Below are 25963 nucleotides of genomic sequence, written 5' to 3'. Positions count from 1 at the left end.
GCACGGCTCGTCTTTCAATTCGCTGACAGAATCGGTCACGCAAAACTGTCGAGCGCAATCGGAAACTTCTTTGCACAAAAGGCGCAGTCGACGGTGATGAAGCCGTCATCAGCCATTTCCGCGCGATCTTCTGCAGTGAACTTGGCGAGCACCGATCCGATATAGTCGGGGTCGCACCGACAGCCGCGCACCAGCGCGGCGTCCGCCTGCACCCGGACCTCATCCTCGTTGAACAAGCGCCACAAAAGGGTTTCGAGCGGGGTGGCCGCGTCGGCGAGCTCCTCGGCGCTGATCGTGCCGCCCAGCGCCTCGACATGCTCCCATTCGGGGTGCGAGTCGCGGGCATGAAGACGCTCGCCACCCTCCTCGCCCTCCGGGAGATGCTGGAGGAACAGGCCGCCGCCGATGCAATTGCCCGCCGCGTCATGGCCGACGCCAAGCCGCACCAGCGTCGGGATCTGCTCCGACTGGTCGAAATAATTCTCCGCCGCCTCGGCCAGCGAGCCGCCGTCGAGCGGGACAATGCCCTGATAACGCTCACCAGTCGTCGCCTGATCGAAGGTCATGGCCAGATAGCCCTGGTTGAACAGCGCGTAGAGCGACGGGCTGCTCCCGAGCTCGGCCAGCCGATCCGCGTCGAACTGGACATAGCCGCGTAGTTCGCCCGCCTTGTAATCGCACACCAGCAGGCTGACGATGCCGCCCTGCGCCTGCGCCTGCAGCGTCAGCTGGCCGCCAGCGTCCTTGAGCGTCGAGCCGAGTAACGCGGTCAACGCCAGCGCTTCGGCCAGCAGCCGCTCGATCGGCGCCGGATAGGCGTGCGCGGCGAGAATCTCGCCCAGCACCGGACCGAGGCGCACGATACGCCCGCGCGCATGGCGCTGGGGAATCGTGAAGTTGAGCGTGCGGTCGAGATCGGTGGTCATCAAATCTTCCTTCGTCATCCCCGCGAAAGCGGGAACCCATCTCGTGTCGCTAGCCACGCGCAACACGGCTGTCGGGCATGCTGAAAATGCGGGAGATGGGCCCAGGCTTTCGCCGGGTTGACGGCTAAGTGGGGTCGCGACGAAGGTCCGTCAACTCACCCGATCTGCCCGAAGCACCAGCGCAGCACGGCCTTTTGCCCGTGCAGGCGGTTTTCCGCCTCAGGCCAGATCAGCGATTGCGGGCCGTCTATCACCTCCGGCGTCACTTCCTCGCCGCGATGCGCGGGGAGGCAGTGGAGGAACTTCGCGTCGGGCTTGGCCTGTGCCATCAGCGCGGCATCGACCTGATAGGGGGCGAGCGCGGCAAGCTTTGCCTCGGCGTGCAGCTGACCCATCGAGATCCAGGTATCGGTGACGATGATATCCGCCCCCGCCACGGCTTCGGCCGGATCGTTGACGCAGGTTGCGCGCCCCTTGCCCAGCGCCATCGCCGCCTCGGGCAGCGAGAAGCTCTGCGGACAGGCGGCAACGACGTCAAACTGCATCAGCCCGGCCGCCTCGACGATCGAGGCGAGGACGTTGTTGCCATCGCCGAGCCACGCGACCTTGAGCCCGGGCAGCGCCTTGCCGCTTTCGAGGATGGTCTGGAGATCGGCGACGATCTGACACGGGTGGCTGTCGTCGGTCAGCCCGTTGATGACCGGTACGCTGGCATAGTCGGCCATTTCCAGCAGCTTGGCATGGTCATCGGTGCGCACCATGATCGCGTCGCAATAGCCCGACAGGACGCGCGCCGTGTCGGCGACGGTCTCGCCGCGCCCGAGCTGACTGGTCGCAGCGTCGAGCACGATCGCGCTGCCACCCAACTGGCGGATCGCCATTTCGAAGCTCACCCGGGTTCGGGTCGAGTTTTTCTCGAACACCATTGCGAGCGTATGGCCGGCGAGCGGCGCATCGCGGTCGACCGCGCCCTTGGGAAGGCCGGCGCGCGCCGCCTTGCGATCGATCGCTTCGGCCAGAATGGCGGCAAGGCCATCCGCGCCCGCATCACTCAGCGACAGGAAATTGCGATAGGTCATTTCGGTTTCCCCCGTGTTGCCAGGGCTGCCTCCCCCAGCATGCCGGGGGAGCAATTGACTACGCCGCCTCAGGCATCGTGTAGCTGCGCGCACCGGCGCTCAGCTTCTCGACCGCCTCGACCACATGGCTCTCATCGATCACCAATGGCGGGAGGACGCGGAATACATTCTCGCCTGCCGCGACGGTCAGCAGCCCGTGATGGTCGCGCAGATGCGCCACGAAGTCGCGTGCCACCGCCGGCTCTTTCATCTTGATGCCGAGCATCAGGCCCTTGCCGCGGATCTCCTCGAGCAGGTGATCGTGGTTCGGGATCATCTGTTCGAACGCCGCGCGCAGGCGATCGCCCATGGCGGTGACATGGTCGAGGAAACCCGGCTCGAGGATCACGTCGAGCACGGCCATCCCTGCCGCCATCGCCAGCGGGTTGCCGCCATAGGTCGAGCCATGGGTACCGAACACCATGCCCTTCGCCGCTTCCTCGGTGGCAAGGCACGCGCCCAGCGGGAAGCCGTTTCCGATCCCCTTGGCCACGGCCATGATGTCGGGTGTGATGCCGTAATGCTCATAGGCCCACATCTTCCCGGTGCGGCCATAGCCGCACTGCACCTCGTCGAGGATCAGCAGCAGGCCGTGTTCGTCGCACGCCTTGCGCAGGCCCTGGATGAATTCGGGCTTGCCGGCGGTCATCCCGCCCTCGCCCTGCACGGTTTCGACCATGAACCCGGCAGTGCTGTCGTCGATCAGCGCGAGTGCAGCGTCGAGGTCATTGAACGGGGCATAGGCAAAGCCCGGGAGCAGCGGTTCGAATCCGTCGCGCATCTTCGCCTGATTGGTCGCGCTGATCGCGCCCATCGTGCGTCCGTGAAAGGCATTGTGGAAGGTGATGACCTTCGTCCGCTGCGGATTGCCGTTCACATAATGGTAGCGGCGCGCGGCCTTGATCGCGCACTCGATCGCCTCGGCGCCCGAATTGGTGAAGAACAGCGTGTCGGCGAAACTCGCGTCGACGATCCGCTGCGCCAGCGCCTCACCCTGCGGCGAGCCGTAGAGATTGGACACGTGCATCAGCGTTGCCACCTGATCCTGCACGGTCTTGATGAAATGGGCGTTGGAATGGCCGAGCGCGTTGACGGCGATCCCCGCCGCAAAGTCGAGATAGCGCTCGCCACGCTCACCGATCAGATAGCAGCCTTCACCGCGCACCGGACGCACACCGCACCGCGGGTAAACGGGCATGAGCGGAGTGATCGACACGGGCAGCCTCCTTTCAGGAACAGAAAAGGGCGGCCTCCTGCGAACCGCCCTGAACGAACCCTATGATGTCGCCCCCGGGGCGTCAACATCACCGCCGCCCCGCTGCGCACTGCCGCGCGATCTGCGCCATGGGTAGTAACCCGGGATGACTTGGCGCGTGGCGCCGCGTAAAGCGCGGTCGGGGCGGGTTGCAGCAAAGCAGGAAGCGGAAGCTGCAACGCGATAGAACGGGTGGCGCGCCTGGACCGCGCCGGGGTAACGCGCGAGGGATCGATGGGCATTGCCGCCCGGGGCTGTACCGCATGACGCCGCAACGACCGCGCCGGATGCTGGCCTGCGCCCTCGCGATCGCGTCGATCTTGCCGCTGCTCGCCATTTTGAGCGGATGGGCATTCGACATCGCCGTGCTGCGCGGAATGGGGGCAGCGTCGCGCCCGGTCCATCCGATGACGGCCTTCACCTTTCTGACCATGGCGGGCGGCGCGGTTCTGATCTTTGGCGGCTACGTCAAGGCGGCGCGGCTTCTGCTGATCTTCCCGCTCATCTACCTGACCCTCATCTTCATCCAGCACCTGACCGGTCTCGATAGCGGGATCTCGCGCCTGCTGTTTGCCGAGACGATGGCCTCGGACCCTGCCCTCGGTCGTCCGATCACCCCGATGGGTGCGGTCGTGGTGCTCGCGGCCCTGCTCGCCGCGCTGTACCTGCGCAGCGCGCGATCGGCCATGGCCCGCCCGCTGGTGGGACAGGTGGCCGGGATAGCCATTGCCGCGACCCTGTTGCTGCTTGCCTTCACGGTCGGGACGCAGCTGAGCTATGGCGCACGCTTTATCGGGGTGGCGGCCGCAACGGCAGTCCCGGTCCTGCTGCTATGCGGTGCCGTACTGGTGTCGCTCGACGGACCGCGCGCCGCCCCGCGTCCTGATACGCCATGGGATACGCTGCAGCGGATCCACCCGGTCATCATCGTCTGCTCGGTCATTCCGACAATGGTCCTGATCGCCCTGCGTCAGCGCGCGATGCTGTCGGACGCCGAGCTTTATTTCCTGATCGCGCTGGCCAACCTGATCTGTCTTGCCGCGCTGCTTGCCTATGTCACGCACCGCGCCGACGTGCAGAGCCGTATCCTGGCGGTGGACGAGGCCCGCCTGAAATCGATCCTGGGCACTGCGCCCGACGCCCTGATCGTGACCGGGGACGATCTGGTCATCCGCGCCTACAGCGCCTCGACCCCGTTGATGTGGCGTGCGCGCGACGGCGACCTGACGGGGCACTCGCTGAACGACCTGTTCGAAACGCCGATCGACGCGTGCGACATTCAGGGAGGCACTGGCAGCGGGTTCCCGAGCGGCGCGACGATCACCACCTGCCGACGCGGCGACGGCAGCAGCTTTCCGGCGGAATTGCGGCTGGGTGTCGCCGAACAGGAAGGCGAGCGGGTCTGCGTCGCATTCGTGCGCGACCTGAGCGACCGCATGGCGATGGAGGATCAGCTCAACGGGCTCAGCTTCCAGCTGATGCACCTGTCGCGGCAGAATGCGATGGGCGAGCTGGCCGGCGACATCGCGCACGAGATCAACCAGCCGCTGACCGCGGCAACCAACTATGCGTCGACTGCAGCCTATGTGCTCGAGCAGCGCGGCGACACCGACAAGGCGCTGGACCACCTCAAGAAGATCACGGCGCAGCTGCTCCGCGCGGGGGGCATCATCAGCCGCTTGCGCGCCTTCCTCGCCAATCGCGAGATCGAGCTGCGCCGCGAGTCGCTGGACGCCGTCGTGCAGGATGCGGTGAACCTGGTGCGGATCGGATCGCGGCGCGTGCGCGGCCGGCTGACCGTAGCGATCCCGCCGGATTTGCCTCCGGTCTATGTCGATCGCATCCAGATTCAGCAGGTTCTCGTGAACCTGCTGCGCAATTCGTTCGAGGCGTGCGACGAGGCGGGGCGATCGGCGCGAATCACGATCTCTGCCCGCCGCTCCGGCGACCATCTGGTCGAGATCGAAGTTGCCGACAATGGCGCAGGCCTGCCCGAGGGTTTTGCCGAACGGCTGGGTCAGCGTTTCTCGTCCACCAAGGGCGAGTCGGGGCTTGGCATCGGCCTCAACATTTCCAAGCGGATCGTTGAAGCGCATGGCGGCACGCTGACCGCAGCGAACCGGCAATATGAGGGCGCAGCTTTCCGCTTCACCGTCCCCGCGCTGGGTGAACTGCCCCAGCTTTAGGCCCGCCAGCAGCGACGCGCGGGCTCAGCTCTTGATCTTCCACCCGGCGCGCAGCAGCGCATAGCAGCCGAGCGCCAGCGCGATGTCGAGCAACAGGATCACCGCGCTGCCGATGAGGATCGGCGAGTCGGCGACCCCGAGAAACCCGTAGCGGAACCCCGAAATGATGTAGAAAAACGGATTGGCGTGGCTGATCGCCTGGAACAGCGGCGACAGGCGGTCGACCGAATAGAAAGTGCCCGACAGGAGCGCGAGCGGCGCGACGACGAAATTGGTGACGGCTGCCGCGTGATCGAACTTCTCTGCCCAGATCGACGTCATCACCCCCATCAATGCAAGGAACAGCGAACCGAGAAAGCCGAACCACAGGATCGCCCACAGGTGCGCGGGGGTGACGTGCACGCCGGGCCACAGCGCCATGGCTAGCCACACCGTCGCGCCGACGCAGAATGCGCGCGTCACCGCCCCGGCACACAGCGCGGCAAGCAGTTCGCCGGTCGACAATGGCGGCATCAGGTAATCGACGATCGTCCCCTGGATCTTGCCAACCAGCAGCGAGAAGCTGGAATTGGCGAAGGCATTCTGCAGCATGCCCATGACGATGAGACCCGGGGCGAGGAAATCGGCGAAGGGTATGGCCGTGCCGGCGAGTGTCACGGTACGCCCCCTGCCCCCCAGCGCGACGGTGAATACGACCAGAAACAGCAGCGTCGTTACAGCCGGCGCCCAGATGGTCTGGAGCTGCACCTTGAAGAAACGCCGCACCTCCTTCACATAGAGGGTCCACAGCCCGCCCCAATTCACGTTACGGATTACCGGAACGCCGGGGCCGGCGATCATGCTTTCGGGCGTCGGGGACTGGTCGGTCATGCCAAGGCCGGTTAATCGCTGCCGCCAAGCCCGGCAACGGGATTGATTCTTTAGGGACGATAAATGAGCTGGACCGACGAACGGATCGAGACGCTGCGCAAGATGTGGGATAGCGGCATGACCGCAACCCAGATCGCCGAAGAGCTGGGCGGAGTGAGCCGCAACGCGGTGATCGGCAAGGCGCATCGCCTTGGCCTCGCCTCGCGTCCCTCCCCGGTAAAGGCGAACAATGCCGAGGCGAAGGCCGCCGCCGCTGCGGCGCCCGCTTCGGCTGCAGCGGCGCCCGCCCCCGCTCCGGCAAAGCCGAGTGCGCCGGCACCGCGGGCTGCCCCCCCTGCGCCCGCCCCGGTCGCGGCGCCAGAACCGGTGGTATCGGCAGACGATGCCGAGGATGACGATGCCGAACCGGTGGCTCCCGCGCCGCGCAGCGATGCGCCGGTGCTGCGCTCGGTCGGGCCGGGCGGCTTCATCCGCCAGAACCCGGGAGAGCAGGCTCCGCCGATCGCGCCGGCTCCGCCGCGTCGCCTTGTGCCCGCCAAGCCGAGCAAGGAAATCGAGGGCAAGACCACCTTGCTCGACCTCAATGACCGGATCTGCAAATGGCCGCTCGGCCATCCCGGCGAACCGGATTTCCATTTCTGCGGCGAAAAGGTGAACCCGGGCTTCCCCTATTGCGTCGACCATTGCGGCCATGCCTATCAGGCACAGCTCCCGCGCCGCGACCGACGCCCGCCGCCGCCGCTGCCTTATGGCGGTCCGCGCGTCCGCTAAGGCCGGCACCGGGCATTCTGGCTAACAAAGGTTTAACCATGTTCCGCTAGGGCGGGAGGGTCATGCGCGTACCCCTCCCGCTTCGCTATGCTTTCGTGTCCGGTCAGGCCGTGCTGGTCCTGGCTGGCGTCGCCGTCCTGTCGCTGTGGCCGCCACGCGAGGGGGCGATGGTATTGGTCGCGCTCGACGGACGCGATGCCGGGCGCCTCGCGGCTCCGGCGCTCGACACCGGACTATCCCTGTCCGGCTTCGGTCCGTTTCCCAACATGCTGCTGGTCAGCGGAGAACGCGCTCAGGCTGCGCGACTGCTGGACCGTGGCGTCATCGCGCTCGCCGCACCGGGCGGGTTGTGCGGGCCGGGGGCGCGGACATGACCCTCAGCGACATCAACCTGCTGCGCGAGCGCAGCGCGACGATCCTGGTCGGCGCGAGCTGGGCGAGTACCGCGCTGGTCATCCTCATCAGCCTGATCGCGGGAAGTGACCGTATTGCGCCGATCGCCCTGATCGGGGTCGCGTCGAACGTGCTGCCGACGCTGGTCGCGCGCCAGCGCCGCGTCGATGCGCAGGGGCGACTGATCATTGCCTCGCTTGCCGCGGTCCAGCCGGCATTGGTCGTCTACGCTCTCAGCGGTCATGGCTGGCAGATGGACGGTCACATGTACTTCTTTGTCGCGCTCGCGGCATTGACGATCCTGTGCGACGCGCGTGCAATCCTGTTCGCCTCGGCGCTGATCGCGCTGCACCACCTGGTCCTGCAATATGCCGCACCGGCGTGGGTGTTTACCGGCGCGGGCGACCTGGGGCGCGTCCTGTTTCACGCGCTGGCGGTAGTCCTTCAGGCTGCAGTGCTGTTCTATCTGACGATCACGATCCGTACGCTGCTCGAGCGCAACGCCGAGGCACGGATGGCAAGCGAACAGGCCGCTGCATCCGCCGAGCAGCGCCGGCTGGAGGCGGAGGATGCGATGCGCGAAGCCGCCGCCGCCAACCGCCGCGAAGCCATCGAGCGTGCGGCCCGCGAGTCGCTTGCCCGCGACGCGGAGGCGCAGCGCCGCGCGAGCGAAGACGAACGGCGCGCCGAGCATCACCGGCTGGCCCAGGCCTTCCAGCAATCGATGAGCGGGATCGTCACCACGGTCGGCGCCGCAGCGAGCGAACTGGAACAGATGGCAAGCGCGCTCAACGGCGTAGCACGCCGGGCGAGCTATGAATCCACCGAGTCCGCGGCGAGCGCGAGCCAGACGTCGGGCGCTGCCAAACTGCTCGCGACGCGGTTGCACGACCTGTCGACATCGATCACCGCAATCGCCGCGAGCGCCGATCAGCAAGCGCAGCGCAGCGACGACGCGAGCAGCATTTCCGACGATGGCCGGGGCGCAGTCGCCGCGCTCACCGAGCGGTCGAACACGATCACCAGCTTCGCGCATTCGATCCACGAAATCGCGACCCGCACCAATCTGCTGGCGCTCAATGCCACGATCGAGGCATCACGCGCCGGCGAAGCCGGTCGCGGCTTTGCCGTGGTCGCAAACGAGGTGAAGCAACTCGCCGGAGAGGCGGCCCGCGCGACCGGCGAGATCCGGACGCTGGCAGATTCGATGCATGGCGGCGCGGCCGTCGCGCAAAGCGCATTGTCCGAAATCACCGCGATGGTCGGCGACCTCGCCACCGCCGCCGAAGCAATCCGCGCCGCGGTCGATGCCCAGCGGGAAACGGCCGCAGCGATCGATCGATCGGCGCGCGATACCGCCACTGGCGCCGCATTCATGGCCGAACGCGCGCGGGGCGTTGCGACAATGGCCGGCGAGACCGAAAGCCTGTCCGATCGCGTTGCCGCCTCTGCCGCCGAGTTGGCACGCGCCGCACGTGCGCTCGACGATTCGACCAGCGCGTTCCTCAACCGGCTCGACGCGGCCTGAGGCGCTGGCGGACGCGCCAACCAAAACGGGCCGGCGGATTGCTCCGCCAGCCCGTCACGACTGAGTAGACGTACCGATTAGAAGCGGAATGCCGCCGTGGCGCGCAGCGCGTGGAAGTCGAAATCCTGGCTACGCCGGAAGTCCGCGCCGCCGGCAAGCACGAACGGGTTCGTGGCGCCGGCAGTGCCGGTCCCCACTTCGACCCGCGCATCCGAGTCGTCGTAGCGGCTGTAGAGATATTCAAGGCCGATCGAGAAGTTGCGACCGAGCTTCTGCTCGACGCCGCCACCGGCCTGCCAGCCCCATGCCATGTCGTCGCCGGTGACCGCAAAGCTGTTCGCCGCGTTGCTGCTGCTGAAGCTGTTGTCGATCTTGGCGTAGGCGCCGCCGCCCGTGGCGTAGAACAGCGTGCTGTCCCCGGCGACGAGGCCCGCACGAAGCCGCAGTGCACCATTCCAGTCGAGCTCGCGCGTCATGGTGTAGAAGGCCGGCGTGGTGCTGTAGGCAGTGACGCTGTCGCGTGCCTCGGTCTTGCCGAATTCGGCAACGGCGCCCAACACGAACTTGCCCATCTGCTTGTCGAAGCCGATACGGCCATAATATTCGATATCATCCTTGTCGTTCAGACAGGCGACATTCGCACTGGACGTCGCAGCGCCGTTGCAGAAGCCGGGCGAAAACGCATCCGCGCCGGCGGCAGTCGCGATCGTGTCGCCGAAGTTGCCGTCGCGGCCGGCGTCAAACTCGATCCGCTCGCCGACATCGTTGTTCTGCACGGTGTAGCCGAACGAGCCACCGACATAGACGCCGTCAAAGGCAGGTTCGCCGTCCTGGGCCATGGCGGGGGCGGCAATCAGGGTCAGGGCGGCCGCTCCGGCCCCCAACAGGGTACGCATACGCATTTACAGGTTACTCCAACTGAACTTGCCGGGGCTTAACGAGGAACGGCGCGGTTCTTTCCCGGCCCGTTCCGAATTTCCACGTTCATGTTGCCCCGCAGCAACACCCGCGCTTGCCGGGACCGTCGCGGGGGATTAGCCAGAACAAATGTCGTCCGATCTTTTCCAGTCCGGTTCCGCCACCCCCGCCAACAGCTACGACGCCAGCTCGATCGAGGTGCTCGAGGGGCTGGAGCCGGTTCGCCGCCGGCCGGGCATGTATATCGGCGGGACCGATGAGCGCGCGCTGCACCACCTCGCCGCCGAGATCCTCGACAATGCAATGGACGAGGCGGTGGCCGGCCATGCCAGCCGGATCGAAGTCACGCTGGATGCCGGAAACCGGCTCACGATCACCGACAATGGCCGCGGCATTCCGACCGATCCGCACCCGAAGTTTCCCGACAAATCGGCGCTTGAGGTGATCTTCTCGACGCTCCACGCGGGCGGCAAATTCTCGGGGAAAGCCTATGCTACGTCGGGCGGTCTGCATGGCGTGGGCAGCAGCGTCGTCAACGCGCTGTCGACCGACATGGTGGTCGAGGTCGCGCGCGATCGCCAGCTTTATCGCCAGCGCTTCAACCAGGGCGTGACGCTCGGCCCGATCGAGCATGTCGGCGCGGCACCCAACCGCCGCGGCACCAGCGTGGCCTTTACCCCCGACACCGAGATTTTCGGGGAGATGCAGTTCAAACCGGCGCGGCTGTACAAGCTCGCGCGCTCCAAGGCCTATCTGTTCGCGGGCGTCGAAATCCGCTGGAAATGCGCGCCGGAGCTGATCTCCGACGACACCCCGGCGGAGGCGGTATTCCAGTTCCCCGGCGGTCTGGCCGACCATCTCAAGGAACAGATTGGTACGCGCGAGGGGGCGACCGCCGAGTTTTTTTCCGGCAGCCAGGACTTCCCCGGCGAAGCGCAGGGCCGTGTCGAATGGGCAGTCGCCTGGCCGCTGTGGAGCGACGGGTCCTATAGCTGGTACTGCAACACCATCCCGACCCCCGATGGCGGCAGCCACGAACAGGGGCTGCGGCAGGCGCTGGTGCGCGGGATCCGCGCATTCGGCGAACTGGTCGGCCAGAAAAAGGCCAAGGACATCACCGCCGACGACATCATGGTCGGGTCGGAACTGATGCTGTCGGTGTTCATCCGCGATCCGCAATTCCAAAGCCAGACCAAGGACCGGCTGACCTCGCCCGAGGCGACCGCACTGGTCGAAAAGGCCGTACGCGACCATTTCGACCATTTCCTCACCGACAAGATGGAACGCGGCAAGGCGCTGCTTGGCTACGTCCTCGAGCGGATGGACGATCGCCTGCGCCGCAAGCAGGAGCGCGAGGTCAAGCGTAAGACCGCGACCAGCGGCCGCAAGCTGCGGTTGCCGGGCAAGCTGACCGACTGTTCCGCCGACGATCCCGCCGGGACCGAGCTGTTCATCGTCGAGGGCGATTCGGCAGGCGGCAGCGCCAAGCAGGCGCGCGACCGCAAGACGCAGGCGATCCTGCCGATCCGTGGCAAGATCCTCAACGTCGCATCCGCCACCAGTGCCAAGATCGGAGCGAACAGCGAGATTGCCGACCTGATCCAGGCGCTGGGCTGCGGCACACGCAAGGACTGTCAGCCGGACAATCTGCGCTACGAACGCATCGTCATCATGACCGACGCGGATGTCGACGGCGCGCATATCGCGACGCTGCTGATGACGTTTTTCTTCCAGGAAATGCCCGACATCGTCCGGCGCGGGCACCTGTATCTGGCGCAGCCGCCGCTCTATCGCCTGACCGCAGGCGCCAGGAGCCTCTACGCCCGCGACGACGCGCACCGCGCCGAGATCGAGGCGGGCCCGTTCAAGGGTCGCAAGGTCGAAGTGTCACGCTTCAAGGGGCTGGGCGAAATGAACCCAAGCCAGTTGCGCGAGACGACGATGGACCCGGCGACGCGGTCGATGCTGCGCATCACGCTGCCGCAGGAATATGAGGAGCGCGCAGGCGTCAAGGATCTGGTCGACCGGCTGATGGGCACCAACCCGGCGCACCGCTTCGCCTTCATCCAGGAAAATGCCGCGCGGCTGGACGAGGAAGCAATCGACGCCTGACGCGGGGCGTCAGCTTGACCATTCGTCGCGCAGCAGCCCGTAAAGCGTAGTGTCGCGCACGCCGATATGGGTTTGCCATTCGGCGCGCAGCACCCCTTCGAGCTTGAAGCCCAGCCGTTCGAGCAACCCGCGTGAGGCGGCATTGTCGGGATCGGTGTCGGCGAATACCTTGCGCTGCCCCTCCGCAAAGATGCGGTCGATCACCGCGCTCACCGCTTCGCGCGCATAGCCACCGCCCCAGTGCGTGCGCGCGAAGAGATAACCGAGTTCGGTGACATTGCCCTGCCGCTTCTCCCCCGCCGCGACCATGCCGATTGCGGTATCGTCACCGCGCACCGTCACCGCCCAGGCGCGCCAGTCGTCGGCATGGCGCTCGAACTCCGCGCGCGTCTCGTCGACGCTGCCATGCGGAGCACCGGACCAGTAACGCATCAGATCGGGATCGGCGAAGCTGGGGAAGAGCGCGTCGGCATCGTCCACACGCCGCGGGCGCAGGATCAGTCGCGGCGTTTCCAGAACCACCGTCTCACGCGGCTTGAGCGGGCTCACGCCTCCGCCAGCGCCTCGACCAGCGTCTTCACCTTTTTCTGCCGCCATTGCGGCAGCGGCGCGACCAGCCAATAGCCGAGGCGCGAGGGGATCGGATCGCCGACCACCGCAACGCGCCCGGCGGCGATGTCGGCGCGGGCGAGCAGTTCGGGCACGGTCGCGCGGCCCAGGCCTTCGGCAGCGGCGTCGAGCGCGAGGCCGGCATCGCCGACCTTGACCAGCGCCGCGCCATCCTCGGCCACGCAGCCGGGCCAGCCGATCGGCGTTTCGCCGCGCCCGCCGGGCTTGGCGACGGTCACCATGCCGTCGCTTTCCAGCGCCTCGCCCTCATGCTCGCCCGGGCCTTCGCCCCAGCGGATGGCAAGGTCGAGATTGGCCTCGGTAAAGTCTATCGCCTCATCCGCCGCGATCAGCACGAAGCGCAGTTCCGGATCCTCCCGCGCGATTTCGGCGAGGCGCGGCATCAGCCATTTTTCGGTGAGGTCGCGCGGCGCCGCGATGGTCAGCGACTTGGACGACTGCCCCGCCTGCATGGCGCGCACCGCTTCCTCGAACTGCAGGAAGCCCGCACGCAGCGCGGCAAGGCCCGCCTCGGCCTCGGGGGTCAGTTCCAACCCCTTGGTCGTGCGGCGGAACAGCACGACGCCCAGCGTATCCTCCAGCGCGCGAATCTGCTGCCCGACCGCCGCCGGGGTCACCGCCAGCTCATCCGCCGCGCGGGTGAAGGACAGATGCCGCGCCGCAGCGTCGAGCACGCGCAGGCCGTTGAGTGGGAGATGCGTGCGCTTCATGCCTTACTCCGCCACCGCCGGTGCGCGCAGCGCGAAGCGGGGGATCGCGACGTCGAACGTATGCCCGTCGGCGCCGACCATCAGATAGCTTCCTTCCATCCAGCCGGTCGGCGTGGTCAGCGGGCAGCCGGAGACGTAATCATAGCTGGCGCCGGGCGCGATCATCGGCTGTTCGCCGACCACGCCCTCCCCTTCGACCATATGCTGGCCACCGCGTCCGTCGGTGATCGTCCAGCGACGCGACAGCAGTTGCACCGGCTGGTACGACCCGTTTTCGATGCGGATATGATAGGCCCAGAACCAGCGGCCCCGGCCCGGCTCCGATTGTTCGGGCAGGTAGCTGACCGACACGCGCACCGTGATGTCGCGCGTGACCGCTTCCTGGCCGAACAGCGCCTTCACAGCCCGACCGCCCTCAAGGCCTGATCGAGATCGGCGATCAGGTCGTCGGGATCCTCGAGGCCGACATTGAGCCGCAGCATCCCTTCACGCACGCCCATCAGCAACCGCTGGTCTTCGGCGACGCCGCTATGCGTGGTGGAAGCCGGGTGAGTCATCAGCGACCGGGAATCGCCGATATTGTTCGAAATGTCGATCAGGCCCAGCGCGTCGAGCAGGCCGTGGGCCTGCGTGCGCCCGCCATCGACCTCAAACGAAAAGATCGGGCCGACCGCACTCATCTGGCGCATTGCCAGTTCATGCTGCGGGTGGCTGGAAAGGCCGGGATAGTTGACCGCCGCCACGCGCCCCTCAAGGAAACGCGCCACCTTCATCGCATTCTCGCTCTGCCGGCGGATGCGCAGATCGAGCGTCTCAAGCCCCTTGAGCACCACCCATGCGTTGAACGCGCTGAGCGTCGGGCCGGTATTGCGGTGAAACGGCAGCAGCGTGTTGGTGATGAACGCTTCGGTCCCACAGATCGCGCCGGCGAGGACGCGCCCCTGCCCGTCCATCATCTTGGTCGCGCTGTACGCGACCACGTCGGCACCGAAGTCCATCGGCCGCTGCAGCGCGGGGGTGGCAAAGGCGTTGTCGACCACCGTGGTGATACCGCGTTCGCGCGCAATGTCGCACACGGCCTTGAGGTCGACGATGTCCATTGTCGGGTTGGCCGGGGTTTCGAAGAAGAACACTTTCGTATTCGGACGAATGGCGTCGGCGAATTGCTGCGGATCGCGCGCATCGACCACCGTAGTTTCGATCCCGAAGCGCGGCAGCAGCGTGTCGGTGAGCCAGCGGCAAGATCCGAACGCAGCGCGCCCGCCAACCAGATGGTCGCCCGCCGACAGCTGGCACAGCAATGCCGCCGTCATCGCCGCCATGCCCGAGGCGGTGGCCCGGCACGCTTCGGCGCCCTCAAGCAATGCGATGCGCTGTTCGAGCATCTCGACCGTCGGGTTCTGCAGCCGCGAATAGGTCATGCCCTGCTGCTCGCCGGCGAAGCGCGCGGCGGCGTCCCCGGCACAGTCATAGGCATAACCCGAGGTGAGGAAGAGCGCTTCGCTCGTCTCCCCCCACTCGCTGCGCGCGGTACCGCCGCGCACCGCGAGCGTTGCGGGCTTCCAGTTGCGGGTGATGCTGCGATCTTGTCCGGTGCGGCGCTTCATAATGCCCCTCTAGAAGCGGATGGCGCGGGGGCGCAAGCGCAACGGGTGACGCACGCATCAAGCTCAGCTATTCACGCCGCGATGCTCGACCGTCTCGAACAGCGCCCCGTCCTGCTCGGCCTGCTTGTCGCGGCCGCAGCGCAGATCCTGTTCACCATCGGCGTTGAGCGCCCCAGCATCCTGCTGTTCGACGAAGTGCATTACGTCACCGCAGCGCGTGTGCTGCTCGACTTTTCGCACATCACCAATCCCGAACATCCGATGCTGGGCAAGTCGCTGATTGCGCTGGGCATTCACTTGGTGGGCGACAATGCGCTGGGGTGGCGGATCGTCTCGACACTGTTCGGCAGTGCGACGATCGCGGGGGTCTATGCCTTCACGTTGCTGCTGACCCGCGCCACCCGCCCTGCCCTGTTCGCCGCGATCTTCGCGATGCTGGGGCAGATGGTGTTCGTGCAGGCGCGCATCGGGATGCTGGACGTGTTCATGGGCGGGTTTCTGGTTTGGGCCGGGGTCGCTTTCCTCGCCGCGATGCGCGCCGAGTCGCGACGGGCATGGGGCTATTGGCTGGCGAGCGCCGTACTGTTCGGCGCAGCGGTGGGGGTAAAGTGGGCGGCGATCCCCTATGTCGCGCTGGCCGGGGTCGCCTTCCTGTGGCTGCGGCTGCGCGATCCCAAGTGGTTCGCGGGGATCCACTGGCTACCCGCGCTGGCGGTGATGGGGGTGGTGAGCATCGCGACATATTTCGCGACCTTCGCCCCCGCCTTTTTCTACGCCAGCAATCCGATGACACTGGCGCGGCTGATCCCGTTCCAGTTCGAGATGCTCGCGCTCCAGACCCAGGTGCTCAGCCCGCATGGCTACCAATCGGACTGGTGGACCTGGCCGCTGATGTTGCGCCCGATCTGGTATTTCTACGAGCCCGACCAGGGGGCGATGCGCGGCGTGCTGCTGATCGGCAATCCGGCGATCCTGTGGACCGGGCTGGTCGCGGTCGCCGCCTGCTGGTGGGCGGGGGTGCGGGAGCGCGCAGGGGTGCCATTGGCGGCCGCGATCCTGTGGACCTTCTCGCTCGGCGTCTGGGCGGTCATCCCCAAGTCACTGGGGTTTTTCTATTATTATTACCTGTCCAGCATCATCCTGTGCGTCGTGCTGGCGGTGGGGCTGGATCATTGGCGTGACGCGCTGAAGCGGCGGGACGAATGGCTGCTGGTACCCGCGGTCGGCCTGTTCGCCTATTTCTATCCGATCATCGCCGCGCAGGACTTGACGAGTACGCGCGCCTTCACCCGCTGGATGTGGCTGCCCGGCTGGATCTAGCGTCGCTTTCGAACCGGCGGCCCACGAAGCCGAAAACGCTGCTAGCGCCAGCGCGGGCCGCTGACATCAAGGTCGCGGCGTTCGAGCTGATCGAGCACACCGCCCGCTTCTGCCAGCACGCGGATTGGCACTACCGCCAGCGTCACGCCGGGCTGCTGGACTGCTTCGTCGATCGCGGTCACCCACTGCCCGCGCAATTCTGCGCCAAGCCGATCGTCGGTCCAGGGCCAGCAGCGGCCCAGCGCCGTCTCGAGCGGGTTCGCCATGACGGCGGGAATGTCGAAGCTGGTCCATGCCTTGCCGCGCGCAGTCACGATATCCGGCCCGATTTCCGCCGCTGCCATCGCAGCGTCGAGGCAGGGCAAATGCGTTTGCGGTACGGCTGCGAAGAGATTGTCGATGATATCCTCGCCGCGCATCTCACCGACCGGACGGGTCGCGATATCGGCGCGCCGCGCGGCCCTGCGCACGACATCGGTGGCATCGTCACCGGTGTCCTTGCTGAACGCCAGCCGTCGCGAGAGCAGGTCGAACGAGGTGATCAGGAAATTGCGGCGGCTGTAATCCTGATCATAGCGCGCCTCGAGCGCACGCAGCCGCGCCATGCGCGTCGCGTCGAGATAGTCCGCAGCAACCCGGTCATCGGGCAATTTGGTGAGCTTTCCGCCCGCGAAGATCAGCCGCAAAATGTCACCCGGCGACACCTTCGCCTTGGTGCCGAGAATGATTCGTTGCGCGCCCCCGGCCGCGCGTTCGAGCCGGTCGGGGTACCAGGGCGTCGCCTTGGGCACGTTGCGCATCTCGCCGACCAGCAGGACGATGCCCGACCCGGTCCTGACCGTCCACATCGGCGCGCCGGAAGTACGGGCGGTGACCACCACCTCCTCGGCGGAATCGCCGGTCTCCTGCGCGGCTGCGGATAGCGGGACGCTTGCCATGGCAAGCGCAAGCGAGAGGACGATGCGGTGCGCGCGGATCATCCCCATATTCTTACGGGAAATCGCAGCACCAATAAGGCAGCTTCAGTACCGCCCCCAGACAAACCGGGAGGACAAGGCGAAATTCCACACCGCCGCCACCGCGATCCCCGCCAGCGCGCTGGGCGCCCATTGTGCTTGCTGCACATCGTGCAGAAAGGCGGCGACACCGATATTGGCGATCGCCCCGACCGAGCACACCAGACAGAAGCCGACCCACCCGTCGAGCAGCGCCCGAAAGCCCTTGAGCCGCGCGTCGCGATAGGTGAGCGCATTGTTCAGGAAGAAGTTGAACGTCATCGCCACGCCGGTGGCGACGATCGTCCCGGTCAGGAAACTATATTCGAACAGGCGGAAAAACAGCCACAACGCCCCGAAATGGACCCCTGCGCCGAGCGCACCGATCGCCGAAAACATGGCAAAGCGGACCGGAATGACGCGCCCGAACAACCGGTCGTACAATGCGATCAGATACTCCATCGCAACGACGTGATCGAGCTTGCTCTCCCCCAATTGCCGCGTGCGGAACACATAGGGCAGTTCGATGAAGCGCAGCGGCTGCGGACTGGCGGTGAGCAGGTCGAGCAGAAGCTTGAAGCCGATTGCCGAAAGGTGCGGCGCGAGCTGGCGCACACGCTCGGCGCGGATCATGAAGAAACCGCTCATCGGGTCGCTGAGGTCTGCCTTGAGCACGGCGCGCGACAGCCTGGTCGCGAATGCCGATTTGGCGAGCCGGTCGCGGTCCCAGTCACCGGTGCCACCGCCGGCAACAAAACGCGATCCGATCGCAAGGTCGAGCGCAGGATCCGCCCGCAGCGCATCGAGCATGCGCGGAAGCAGCGTTTCGTCGTGCTGCATGTCGCCGTCGATCACCGCCACAAAGGGCGCGGCGGTGGCGCACATCCCCTCGATCGTGGCAGAGGAAAGGCCGCGTCGCCCGATCCGCTGAACCACCCGGACGCGCGGATCGGTCCGGGCAATCGCCCGCGCCGCATCGGCCGTACCATCGGGGCTGTCATCGTCGACAAAGACAACTTCCCAGCTTCGTCCCGTCAGCGCGCGATCGAGTGCGGCCACCATCAGCGGGACATTGCCCGCTTCGTTGAATGTGGGCACGACGACCGCCAGTTCGAGCGGCCCAGGGGTCACGCCAGCGCCTTCACCACCGCATCACCCATCGCCCGAGTCGACAGCATGCCGCCAAGATCGGCCGTTCGCGCACCGCTGGCCAATGCCGTGCTGACGGCAGACTCGATCCGGTCCGCAGCGGCCGCCATTCCGAGCGAGTAGCGCAGCAGCATCGCCGCCGACAGGATCGTCGCGCAGGGATTGGCCTTGCCCTGCCCGGCAATGTCGGGCGCGCTGCCATGGATCGGTTCGTACAGCCCCTTGCCGCTGCCATCGAGCGAGGCGGAGGGGAGCATGCCGATCGATCCGGCGCACATGCTCGCCTGATCCGACAGGATGTCGCCGAACAAATTGCCGGTGACGATCACGTCGAACTGGCCGGGGTTGCGCACCAGCTGCATCGCGGCATTGTCGACATACATGTGGCTGAGTTCGATGTCGGGATAGTCGGCCGCGACCTCGACCATCACGTCGCGCCACAGCTGCGAGGTTTCGAGGACATTGGCCTTGTCGACCGAGCACAGCTTGCCGCGCCGGGCACGCGCTGTCTCGAACCCGACCCTCGCGATGCGGACGACCTCATCCTCGTTGTAGGACATGATGTCATAGCCCTCGCGGCGGCCCGATGCGGTGGTGCGCATTCCCTTTTCGCCGAAATACACGTCGCCGTTGAGCTCGCGGACGATCACCATGTCGATCGCGCCGGCCACTTCGGGGCGGAGCGCGGAGGCATCCTCGAGGCCCGGGAACAGCGTGGCGGGGCGAAGATTGGCGAACAGGCCGAGTTCCTTGCGCAGCCCGAGGATCGCCTGTTCCGGGCGCAGATGCCGCTCCAGCGCGTCGCAGCGCGGATCGCCGACGGCGCCGAACAGGATGGCGTCGGCGCGCTTGGCCAGATCGAGCGTTGCAGGCGGCAGCGGGTGGCCGCTGTCGAAATAGGCCGCGCCGCCGACCGGGGCCTCTTCGAAGGTCAGGCCGAGATCGAGGGCGTCGAGGACGCGGCGTGCTTCGGCAGTGACTTCGGGGCCGATCCCGTCGCCGGGAAGGATTGCGATCAGCGGCATTGCGGTTCCCCCTTGGTCTTGGTGCAGCCCATTGCCGCGCTGCGGCGGATCACGCAACCGCCCTGTTGATGCGGTCGATCAGGCGGGCCCGGGCTGCCAGCACTTCCGCCGCCCTGCCGTGGAGCAGGTCGCGCTCCAGGAAATGGCCGGTCAGGCGGAGACCGTCGCGAATGTCGTCCCATTCCGCCGCACCGCCCTGCCGGACGAAGCGGGGCAAGCGGAACAGCCGGTGCTCATAGCCGACCGCGGCGGCAGTGCTGACGGCCATGCCGCTTTTCGGGCTGACATAGGCCAGATCCTGCGTTTCGCCAGTGGCGGCGCACTGCTCCAGATCGAGGCCGAAGCCGAGCAGGGCCAGCAGCAGCAATTCGTAGCGGACCATCGCCACCGCCCAGCCCCGCGCCGCCGGGGCGGCTTCGATTGCGTCGAGCAGTCCGTCCAGCGCCAGATGCAGCGCCGGATAGGGTTGCCCCTCGGGCAGGGCCGCGGCGGTCAGCGCGGTCGCCCAGTCGATCGCCGCGGCGGGCAGCGGTTCGCGGAACAGCGGGGCACGGCTGTGCACCAGTTCCGCCACCAGCGCCGGCAGCTGATCCGCGGTCCTGGCGCGCCAGTCGCCGAGGATCACATTGCCCGGCTGGAGCACCGGGCGGTGCTGGCGGGACCGGCCGCCCCGGACATAGCCGGCCAGCACCCCCGCTTCGGCGGTCAGCGCCCGGACGATCGCGCCGCTTTCGCCATGCGGGCGGATCGCGACGACGATGGCGGAACTGCGCAGATGCATGGCGAGGGCTTAGCCCCGGCGCAGCTTCTTTGACAGCTTCTCCAGACCGACCGCCTCGACCAGCGCCTTGCCCCCGGCGACCGTCTTGTTGAACCCGCCAAGCGCTGCGGTGGTCACCCGGTTCGTCAGGCTGGGGCGCAACAGCAACACGTCCACACAGGGCACGCCGCCGGTGGAATATTGGCGTTTGTGCTGGCCATCCCCCTCCGTAAAGTCGAATCGGGCGAATTTCTGTTCGTCGAACAGGTCGCGGAAGGCTTCCATTTGCAACACCGCGCCGGGCGACAAGTCGTTGAAGGCCGGGTCATGCCCGACATATTCATAGACCAATGTTTCGCCATGCGCCGGGCAATAGAGATACGCTGCAGGCTCCCCGGCGATGAATAGCAGCCAGGCGCGGACCCGGTCCCCCGCCGCCGCGGTCAGCATCCCCCGAATGAACTCGGGCGTCGCGGGCAGCCCTTCCCCCATCAGCTTTTCCTGATAGGTGCGCAGCGCGATGCGGCGGGCGATGTCGTGGAACGTCTCCAGCTCCGCCGGGGTGCGATAGGCGCGAATGTCGAGATCGCCGCCGGACACCTGGGCGATCTTCTTCGCCTTGCGCTTCGCCGCCTGCCGCGCATTGCCCGACAGGCCGGCCATATAGGCGTCGAACCCGCCGGTCAGGTCAGCATAATAGCGCGTATATTTCTGGCGGACGAAGCCGATCATCCGGCCCGAGGCATAGACCATCGCCTCAAGCCGGTCCTCGGGCAGCGAGGTCACGACATAGCCATGCGCCTCACGCGGCAAGGGCGGGAGGACCGGCAAGCGGCCTTCGCGCGCTTCATCGAGGCTGAGCGGCACGCGGACCATGTCGCGCTGCACCGCCATCAACGTCCGCGCGCCGATGCGGAAATTGAGCGGGGTGGGACGCGCGGTCGCGGTCATGCGGCGCGCTCCTCGACCCAGTTCGACCAGAGCTGCTGCGCCTGCCGCATCCGGGTGCGGAGCAGGCTGGGGCCGAGCGGGGCATCGCCCTGCCCCAGCGGCAGATGCGACAGGTCAGCGAAATGCACCGTCTCAAGTCCCCCGCGCCGTTCGGCCAGCATCGCACAGAGCGCATCGAAGCGGGCCAGATGCACCGCATTGGGGCGGGTGCCGGACCGGTTCGCGAGCTCAAAGCCATGGCTGACGATGGTGACCGCGGCATGGCCCGCCGCCACCGCATGGTCGAGGGCGTCGCGCATTTCCGCAGTGGACAGCGCGCAAATCTGGAAATGGCGGAGATGGCCGCGCACATCCTCGATCAAGGTCACTGGCACTTCGATCACGCCGCGATGTTCGACCGGGGCGATCTGACGCACCGGCAGGCCGATCGCGCTGGGCCAGGGATGTTCGGAACCGTTGTGGCTGCTGTCATAGCGGATGCCGAGTTCGGCCAATGCGGCGAGCGTATCGTCGCTGGCGCTGTAGCTGCCCGAGCGGAAGGCGATCGGGCGCGGCGCCCCGGCGGCGACGAGCAGGTCGGACGCCGCGGCGATCAGGTCGCGCTGTTCGGCGAAATTATAGTCGATCAGTTCGAACGACGCGGCGGCGCTGCGGTCATCGTCGCGCGCAGCGGCCCAATTGGGGTGGAGGTGCAGCTGAACCTCCTGCCCCGCCGCCAGGATCGCCTCCACCACGCGGCGGATCGGATCGAGGCCATGCGCCACCGCCGGCATCGGATCGACGAAGAAGGTGGCTTTGAGGCCATGCTCGGCAAAGCGCCGCAGCTGATAGCCGATGCCGACCCCGGCCGGCTCCAGCGACCGCGCCGCAATCTCCGCCAGCGGCAGCCCGGCGGCATGGTGCCGCCACATCAATTCGGTATCGACCGTCAGGAAAACGCGCGTGGGCATGGCTGCGGCCTAGCGGACGGGGGTGAAGAAATCGCAAAATCCGGGCGGGGTTGGTGAACGACCGAGTTCGCTATTCGGACAAAGCGGACAGGATTGCCGTATGTGAGGGGCGTTGCCGGACACGTCCGCGCGGTGAAGGCGTGCGGGGGTGGCGGGGTGCTGGGCATGGCGGGAGTGTAGTGGGTTGGGGGCTTGTAGGACAGCCCTTGGGGAATGCGGGGGGACGTCATTCCTCCCCTGAGCTTGTCTCAGGGGAGGGGGACCGCCGCCGCAGGCGGTGGTGGCGGGGCGGCTGCGCAGACAGCCGTGACCAGCGCGGCAAAATTCCGCCCTCTTCGGGGCGGCCCCTCCACCACCGCTTCGCGGCGGTCCCCCTCCCCCAGCAAGCTGGGGGAGGAATGGGTGGGGCGAGCGGACGACCGCCGCAAGCAGGAAGAAGACCCTCCCCAACCCCTCCCGCATGCGGGAGGGGCTTAAGAGGGGGCGGTCGTGATCGGGGTCAGTCCAGCGGCAGATCGATTTCGGACATAATACGATCGGTTTCGGTCAGGATTTTCACGATCCGCTGATAATGGCCGATATCGTCATAGCTGAGCGTGCGGCCACGGCGGTCCTTGAGCCATTTCTGGGCGGGCTGATAGCCGCCGATATGGAAGGTCCAGGCCACCGGGGGCACGGCATCGAAATATTGGTCGGCGTTGATCTGAACCCGCCCCGCGTCGAATTTCGGATAGCCCGCCGCAACGACGTCATCGCCATCGCCCATGAACGGATAGGGCGTGTCGCCGATCGCCGCCGGTTCCATCAGGTGCAGCCGCCGCAGCGCCTCCCCCCGTTCACTCACCGCGCGGAACAGTTCGGGCGAGGCGGGATAGGGGATACGGGGGAAATCGATCTTGAGGAATTCGGCGTAAGTTTCGCGATAGTTGGGCGCGTGGAGCACGCCATAGATATAGTCGAAGACCTTGACCTCACTGGGCCGGGCATCGCCGGTCGGCCCGCGGAAATCATCGTCCGGGCCGGCCTGATCCGCAGGGTCGATCCCGGCGGCGGCGCAGATGGCGGCGTAGAGCGCGGGGTCGAGGTTCAGCGTGCGCTGTTTGGGCGCGAAGGCGTCGGATTGGTCGGCGGCTTCGTCGGGGTAGAGGTAGAGGGGGTAATTATATCCCCGTTCACGAGATAAATTAGAGACATAGCTGTCATCAACAATCTGATCTGCGACAAAAAGATGGTGCCAGTCGGCCTGAATTGCTTGGCGGCAAGACATGATCGAAATATTTTTTCGGTCGGCCATGTGGTGCATGACTTCATAACGAGGATAGCACATGAATCCGCGTGAATTTCCGGTGTAGTAGGTCCAGCGATTATCGAGAGGGCGATAAGCGATCTGCGTCAGCCGGTTCTGGCTGAAATTTTGTACAACATCAGCTTTGGCCCATTCGACACGCCAATCCCGCACATCGGGCCCGAGCGCATAGCGGGTTCGCAAGTCCTCAATGTCGGACACCGTCATATCAATTACTCGGTCCAAAACCGCCTGACGATCAATATCGATTGTCAGTGCATCGCGCGCGGTCACAATGCCGACTGAGTTTTGCGGCATTAATTCCGAAATGGAGAATCCTTGCTCATACACCGCCTGAACTGCGTAATCCCGCCGTACAAATGGGTAGAGCGGCGCGCTATGTTCCAATGGTGCATGGGCGAGTTGATCGTGGCGGCTCGCCCATAGGGCGTCATACTTGGCCTTTCGTGCGCCCCAAAGGTCTGCGTGGAACACCTGGCCCACTTTGCCGCTGTCCACCCCCTTGCGCCGCACCGCGATTACCATCGCGACACCCTGCATGATGTCGAAGACATTGGTGTCAGGCGAGCCGTCCGGAGACACTTCCTTTTTGTTGGAATTCCCGTGAAGGTCGACCACCCAAATTTTGTCGAACGTCTTGAGCAGGTGCCAGCGCATCCCGCGAAACGTGGGGTTGTCCAAATAGCCGTGGTTGGTGATGAAACCCAACACGCCACCGGATGGGTTTTTCGAGATCAAATCCTCCGCCATGCGGATGAATTTGACATAATCGTCATTGATCCATTTTGGGTTGCGCTCCTTCAGCTTCTCCTTGCCGCCCGGCTCCTTTTTATAGGCCTCCATCAGCGCCATGATGTGGTCGCCCTTGTTGGCGCTTTCGCCCGAATAAGGCGGGTTCCCAATCACGCACATGATCGGGCTTTGCCGCTTCACCTCGCTCGCGCCGCGCGCTTCTTCCGCCAGCGGCTGAAAGAACAGGTCGCGCACTTCGCGTTCGGCGGGTTCGAGCGCGTTGGTGAGCCAGACCGAAAGGCGCGGCGGGTTCGCGCTGGGCCTGTACCCGCTTTCGGTCAGCTGCATGTCGAGCTTCATATGGCACATGGCGTAGCTGGCCATCAGCAGTTCGAAGCCGTGCAGGCGGGGGAGCAGATCCTGTTCGACATAGCCGGACCATTTGCCGGGCGCGCGCGCCTTCACCCGGTCGGAGATCAGCTGAACCGCCTTGGCCAGAAAGGTGCCGGTGCCGGTGGCGGGGTCGAGAATCTGGACCTTGTGCACGTCCTTTCGGATCGTGACCGGCTTGCCGGTTTTGGGATCATTGGTGCCGGTGTCCCAGTCCACCGTCACCTTTGACGTGTCGGCCAGACCATCGGACAGGCCGAATTCGGTTTTGAGCACATCGTCCACCGCGCGGACGATGAAATCGACCACGGGTTCGGGGGTGTACCACACGCCCCGGCTCTTGCGCTTGGCCGGGTTGTAGGCAGCGAGGAAGTCTTCGTAGAAATGGACGAAGGGATCGTTGCGCGCGGTGAACTTGCCGAAATCGCGGAACAGCGAATGGGGGTCGCTGGCGCGCATCACCTGAACCAGATCATCGACGATGTAGCGCAGGCGCTGAGGCAGCGCGGGACCGGCGACATATTCGAACAGGCCCTTGAGGAACGGATTGCTGGCAGGCAGCTTTTCCATCGCCTCGGTCCGGCTGAACGTGGTCAGGTCGTCGTCGTGGAAGCGGGCGGCGAACATGCCGTAGGTGATGGTTTCGGCATAGATATCGGCAAATTCGTCCGGCTCCAGCGCGGGGAGCAGGTTCGCCTTGAAGCTGCGATACTGGCCGCCAAGGCCGGTGCGGAATTCGGGATCGTCCTTGAGCGCGATCGCTATCTCATCCTTGATGATCGCCGCCTTGGCCGCCATCATTTCCGCCAGCCGGGCCGCGCTGGTGATGCTGATCGGCTTGGCTTCGGCGAACAGGCGCAGCTGGCGCTCCAGCTCATCGAACCGGTCGGGATTGGGCTGCAGCCCCATGACGAAATCGGCGATCGAGACGAAATGGACGCTGGCGCCGTCGCGGATGAATTCGAAATCGACGCCGTTGGTGTAGATGAGGTTGGGATAGGCGCGTTCGTACCGCTTGCGCTGTTCGATCGAATAGCCCTTGAGCCTAATGACATCCTTGTCGATGTCCTTCGCCTCGGCCCAGCCGAACGGGATGCCGTTCCGTTCGAACATGAAATCGACCATGCCGGCGTCGCCACGCTTCGGCTCGTTGATGACGGTCAGCGCGGGGTCGATCGACTGGAACAGCGCATGGAGCGCGGGGCGGTAGCTGTGTTCGGTCGCCCGCCCGCTGTCATAGGCCGCGCGCACCTGATCGAGATAGTTGCCGATGTTCATGAAGCTCCCCCTGCCCGTCATGGTGGCGCGATCCGGCGCGAAAGGGAAGCGGTAGAGCGTCAACGCGGCGGGATATCAAGCGG

22 protein-coding genes are annotated in these 25963 nt (G+C 66.0%); 6 read left to right on the top strand and 16 right to left on the bottom strand.

The annotated features are described in order from the left end of the window. Window positions 1-35: 35 nt before the first annotated feature. The 3 genes from J2Y54_RS13490 to J2Y54_RS13480 all read right to left on the bottom strand — a co-directional run bounded on the left by J2Y54_RS13490 (window position 36) and on the right by J2Y54_RS13480 (window position 3260). The gene (locus tag J2Y54_RS13490; protein ID WP_310040417.1) at window positions 36-926 is read right to left on the bottom strand and encodes an Hsp33 family molecular chaperone HslO; all 891 of its coding nucleotides are present in this window, start codon (window positions 924-926) and stop codon (window positions 36-38) included. 155 nt (window positions 927-1081) lie between these two features. Beyond that, window positions 1082-2005 carry an ornithine carbamoyltransferase gene (gene argF / locus J2Y54_RS13485; protein ID WP_310040416.1) on the bottom strand — a complete coding sequence of 308 codons (924 nt, stop codon included), beginning with the start codon at window positions 2003-2005 and terminating at the stop codon, window positions 1082-1084. Between the two features lie 58 nt (window positions 2006-2063). Beyond that, the gene (locus tag J2Y54_RS13480) at window positions 2064-3260 is read right to left on the bottom strand and encodes an aspartate aminotransferase family protein (protein ID WP_310040414.1); all 1197 of its coding nucleotides are present in this window, start codon (window positions 3258-3260) and stop codon (window positions 2064-2066) included. A gap of 302 nt (window positions 3261-3562) precedes the next feature. Here J2Y54_RS13480 and J2Y54_RS13475 point away from each other — a divergent pair, with 302 nt between their 5' ends. Then, window positions 3563-5485, top strand: a complete 1923-nt coding sequence (locus tag J2Y54_RS13475; protein WP_310040412.1) for an ATP-binding protein — start codon at window positions 3563-3565, stop codon at window positions 5483-5485. Between the two features lie 24 nt (window positions 5486-5509). Here J2Y54_RS13475 and J2Y54_RS13470 read toward each other — a convergent pair whose 3' ends face one another. Beyond that, window positions 5510-6355, bottom strand: coding sequence for an ABC transporter permease (locus J2Y54_RS13470; protein ID WP_310040411.1), 846 nt, complete (start codon window positions 6353-6355; stop codon window positions 5510-5512). 63 nt (window positions 6356-6418) lie between these two features. On the opposite strand from J2Y54_RS13470, the gene J2Y54_RS13465 reads away from it, so the two are divergent. The 3 genes from J2Y54_RS13465 (at window position 6419) to J2Y54_RS13455 (ending at window position 9047) form a co-directional block, all read left to right on the top strand. Beyond that, entirely contained in the window at window positions 6419-7126 is a 708-nt protein-coding gene (locus tag J2Y54_RS13465; protein ID WP_310040410.1) for a GcrA family cell cycle regulator, read from the top strand. 62 nt (window positions 7127-7188) lie between these two features. Next, window positions 7189-7500 (top strand): hypothetical protein, encoded by a 312-nt coding sequence (locus J2Y54_RS13460; RefSeq protein ID WP_310040407.1) that lies wholly within the window; start codon window positions 7189-7191, stop codon window positions 7498-7500. Beyond that, window positions 7497-9047: a methyl-accepting chemotaxis protein gene (locus J2Y54_RS13455; RefSeq protein ID WP_310040404.1), complete on the top strand. Its 1551-nt coding sequence runs from the start codon at window positions 7497-7499 to the stop codon at window positions 9045-9047. The genes J2Y54_RS13460 and J2Y54_RS13455 overlap by 4 nt, the downstream gene beginning before the upstream one ends. A gap of 77 nt (window positions 9048-9124) precedes the next feature. On the opposite strand, the gene J2Y54_RS13450 is transcribed toward J2Y54_RS13455, so the two are convergent. Then, window positions 9125-9949 (bottom strand): outer membrane beta-barrel protein, encoded by an 825-nt coding sequence (locus tag J2Y54_RS13450; protein ID WP_310040402.1) that lies wholly within the window; start codon window positions 9947-9949, stop codon window positions 9125-9127. 145 nt (window positions 9950-10094) lie between these two features. On the opposite strand from J2Y54_RS13450, the gene parE reads away from it, so the two are divergent. Further along, window positions 10095-12077 carry a DNA topoisomerase IV subunit B gene (gene parE / locus J2Y54_RS13445; RefSeq protein WP_310040401.1) on the top strand — a complete coding sequence of 661 codons (1983 nt, stop codon included), beginning with the start codon at window positions 10095-10097 and terminating at the stop codon, window positions 12075-12077. A 9-nt stretch (window positions 12078-12086) separates the two neighbouring features. Here parE and J2Y54_RS13440 read toward each other — a convergent pair whose 3' ends face one another. The 4 genes from J2Y54_RS13440 to J2Y54_RS13425 are packed head-to-tail and all read right to left on the bottom strand — an operon-like array spanning window position 12087 to window position 15024. Continuing rightward, window positions 12087-12626 (bottom strand): GNAT family protein, encoded by a 540-nt coding sequence (locus tag J2Y54_RS13440; protein WP_310040400.1) that lies wholly within the window; start codon window positions 12624-12626, stop codon window positions 12087-12089. Continuing rightward, a complete protein-coding gene (locus J2Y54_RS13435) occupies window positions 12623-13417 on the bottom strand; it encodes a LysR family transcriptional regulator (protein WP_310040399.1) in 795 nt (264 codons plus the stop codon). Before J2Y54_RS13435 ends, J2Y54_RS13440 begins: the two co-directional genes overlap by 4 nt. Before the next feature lie 3 nt (window positions 13418-13420). After that, a complete protein-coding gene (gene apaG, locus J2Y54_RS13430) occupies window positions 13421-13819 on the bottom strand; it encodes a Co2+/Mg2+ efflux protein ApaG (RefSeq protein ID WP_066658294.1) in 399 nt (132 codons plus the stop codon). Then, on the bottom strand, window positions 13816-15024 hold the full coding sequence (locus tag J2Y54_RS13425; RefSeq protein WP_310040397.1) for an aminotransferase class I/II-fold pyridoxal phosphate-dependent enzyme: 1209 nt from the start codon (window positions 15022-15024) through the stop codon (window positions 13816-13818). Before J2Y54_RS13425 ends, apaG begins: the two co-directional genes overlap by 4 nt. 81 nt (window positions 15025-15105) lie before the next feature. Here J2Y54_RS13425 and J2Y54_RS13420 point away from each other — a divergent pair, with 81 nt between their 5' ends. After that, the gene (locus tag J2Y54_RS13420) at window positions 15106-16344 is read left to right on the top strand and encodes a glycosyltransferase family 39 protein (protein ID WP_310040394.1); all 1239 of its coding nucleotides are present in this window, start codon (window positions 15106-15108) and stop codon (window positions 16342-16344) included. A gap of 41 nt (window positions 16345-16385) precedes the next feature. Here J2Y54_RS13420 and J2Y54_RS13415 read toward each other — a convergent pair whose 3' ends face one another. From J2Y54_RS13415 to J2Y54_RS13385, 7 genes are all read right to left on the bottom strand, one after another. Next, window positions 16386-17324, bottom strand: a complete 939-nt coding sequence (locus tag J2Y54_RS13415) for a TraB/GumN family protein (RefSeq protein WP_310040392.1) — start codon at window positions 17322-17324, stop codon at window positions 16386-16388. A gap of 42 nt (window positions 17325-17366) precedes the next feature. Next, window positions 17367-18401: a glycosyltransferase family 2 protein gene (locus J2Y54_RS13410; RefSeq protein ID WP_405052932.1), complete on the bottom strand. Its 1035-nt coding sequence runs from the start codon at window positions 18399-18401 to the stop codon at window positions 17367-17369. A 65-nt stretch (window positions 18402-18466) separates the two neighbouring features. Continuing rightward, window positions 18467-19513, bottom strand: coding sequence for a 3-isopropylmalate dehydrogenase (gene leuB / locus J2Y54_RS13405; protein ID WP_310040389.1), 1047 nt, complete (start codon window positions 19511-19513; stop codon window positions 18467-18469). Between the two features lie 49 nt (window positions 19514-19562). Continuing rightward, window positions 19563-20294 (bottom strand): DNA repair protein RecO, encoded by a 732-nt coding sequence (gene recO, locus J2Y54_RS13400; RefSeq protein WP_310040386.1) that lies wholly within the window; start codon window positions 20292-20294, stop codon window positions 19563-19565. Window positions 20295-20303: 9 nt separating this feature from the next. Next, complete coding sequence (locus J2Y54_RS13395) at window positions 20304-21224, bottom strand: GNAT family N-acetyltransferase (protein WP_310040383.1); 921 nt, start codon at window positions 21222-21224, stop codon at window positions 20304-20306. Further along, window positions 21221-22174: a polysaccharide deacetylase gene (locus tag J2Y54_RS13390; protein WP_310040381.1), complete on the bottom strand. Its 954-nt coding sequence runs from the start codon at window positions 22172-22174 to the stop codon at window positions 21221-21223. Before J2Y54_RS13390 ends, J2Y54_RS13395 begins: the two co-directional genes overlap by 4 nt. A 499-nt stretch (window positions 22175-22673) precedes the next feature. Continuing rightward, window positions 22674-25880, bottom strand: coding sequence for a type ISP restriction/modification enzyme (locus tag J2Y54_RS13385; RefSeq protein ID WP_310040380.1), 3207 nt, complete (start codon window positions 25878-25880; stop codon window positions 22674-22676). Between the last annotated feature and the right edge of the window lie 83 nt (window positions 25881-25963).

This window comes from Sphingomonas sp. BE123 (genome assembly GCF_031456015.1).
In the GTDB taxonomy this organism is placed as follows: Bacteria; Pseudomonadota; Alphaproteobacteria; order Sphingomonadales; family Sphingomonadaceae; genus Sphingomonas.
The sequence above is the reverse complement of the archived record's forward strand: the minus strand, read 5'-3'. Positions and strand labels throughout refer to the sequence as shown.

Bases quoted from the DNA above. Each gene is read 5' to 3' on its own strand.
- J2Y54_RS13415 (WP_310040392.1), bottom strand. From the start codon at position 17,324: ATGATCCGCGCGCACCGCATCGTCCTCTCGCTTGCGCTTGCCATGGCA.
- J2Y54_RS13390 (WP_310040381.1), bottom strand. From the start codon at position 22,174: ATGCCCACGCGCGTTTTCCTGACGGTCGATACCGAATTGATGTGGCGG.
- J2Y54_RS13490 (WP_310040417.1), bottom strand. From the start codon at position 926: ATGACCACCGATCTCGACCGCACGCTCAACTTCACGATTCCCCAGCGC.
- J2Y54_RS13475 (WP_310040412.1), top strand. From the start codon at position 3,563: ATGACGCCGCAACGACCGCGCCGGATGCTGGCCTGCGCCCTCGCGATC.
- J2Y54_RS13450 (WP_310040402.1), bottom strand. From the start codon at position 9,949: ATGCGTATGCGTACCCTGTTGGGGGCCGGAGCGGCCGCCCTGACCCTG.
- J2Y54_RS13460 (WP_310040407.1), top strand. From the start codon at position 7,189: ATGCGCGTACCCCTCCCGCTTCGCTATGCTTTCGTGTCCGGTCAGGCC.
- J2Y54_RS13385 (WP_310040380.1), bottom strand. From the start codon at position 25,880: ATGAACATCGGCAACTATCTCGATCAGGTGCGCGCGGCCTATGACAGC.
- J2Y54_RS13465 (WP_310040410.1), top strand. From the start codon at position 6,419: ATGAGCTGGACCGACGAACGGATCGAGACGCTGCGCAAGATGTGGGAT.
- J2Y54_RS13420 (WP_310040394.1), top strand. From the start codon at position 15,106: ATGCTCGACCGTCTCGAACAGCGCCCCGTCCTGCTCGGCCTGCTTGTC.
- J2Y54_RS13425 (WP_310040397.1), bottom strand. From the start codon at position 15,024: ATGAAGCGCCGCACCGGACAAGATCGCAGCATCACCCGCAACTGGAAG.
- J2Y54_RS13410 (WP_405052932.1), bottom strand. From the start codon at position 18,401: ATGGTGGCCGCACTCGATCGCGCGCTGACGGGACGAAGCTGGGAAGTT.
- J2Y54_RS13435 (WP_310040399.1), bottom strand. From the start codon at position 13,417: ATGAAGCGCACGCATCTCCCACTCAACGGCCTGCGCGTGCTCGACGCT.
- recO (WP_310040386.1), bottom strand. From the start codon at position 20,294: ATGCATCTGCGCAGTTCCGCCATCGTCGTCGCGATCCGCCCGCATGGC.
- J2Y54_RS13395 (WP_310040383.1), bottom strand. From the start codon at position 21,224: ATGACCGCGACCGCGCGTCCCACCCCGCTCAATTTCCGCATCGGCGCG.
- J2Y54_RS13470 (WP_310040411.1), bottom strand. From the start codon at position 6,355: ATGACCGACCAGTCCCCGACGCCCGAAAGCATGATCGCCGGCCCCGGC.
- J2Y54_RS13455 (WP_310040404.1), top strand. From the start codon at position 7,497: ATGACCCTCAGCGACATCAACCTGCTGCGCGAGCGCAGCGCGACGATC.
- argF (WP_310040416.1), bottom strand. From the start codon at position 2,005: ATGACCTATCGCAATTTCCTGTCGCTGAGTGATGCGGGCGCGGATGGC.
- leuB (WP_310040389.1), bottom strand. From the start codon at position 19,513: ATGCCGCTGATCGCAATCCTTCCCGGCGACGGGATCGGCCCCGAAGTC.
- parE (WP_310040401.1), top strand. From the start codon at position 10,095: ATGTCGTCCGATCTTTTCCAGTCCGGTTCCGCCACCCCCGCCAACAGC.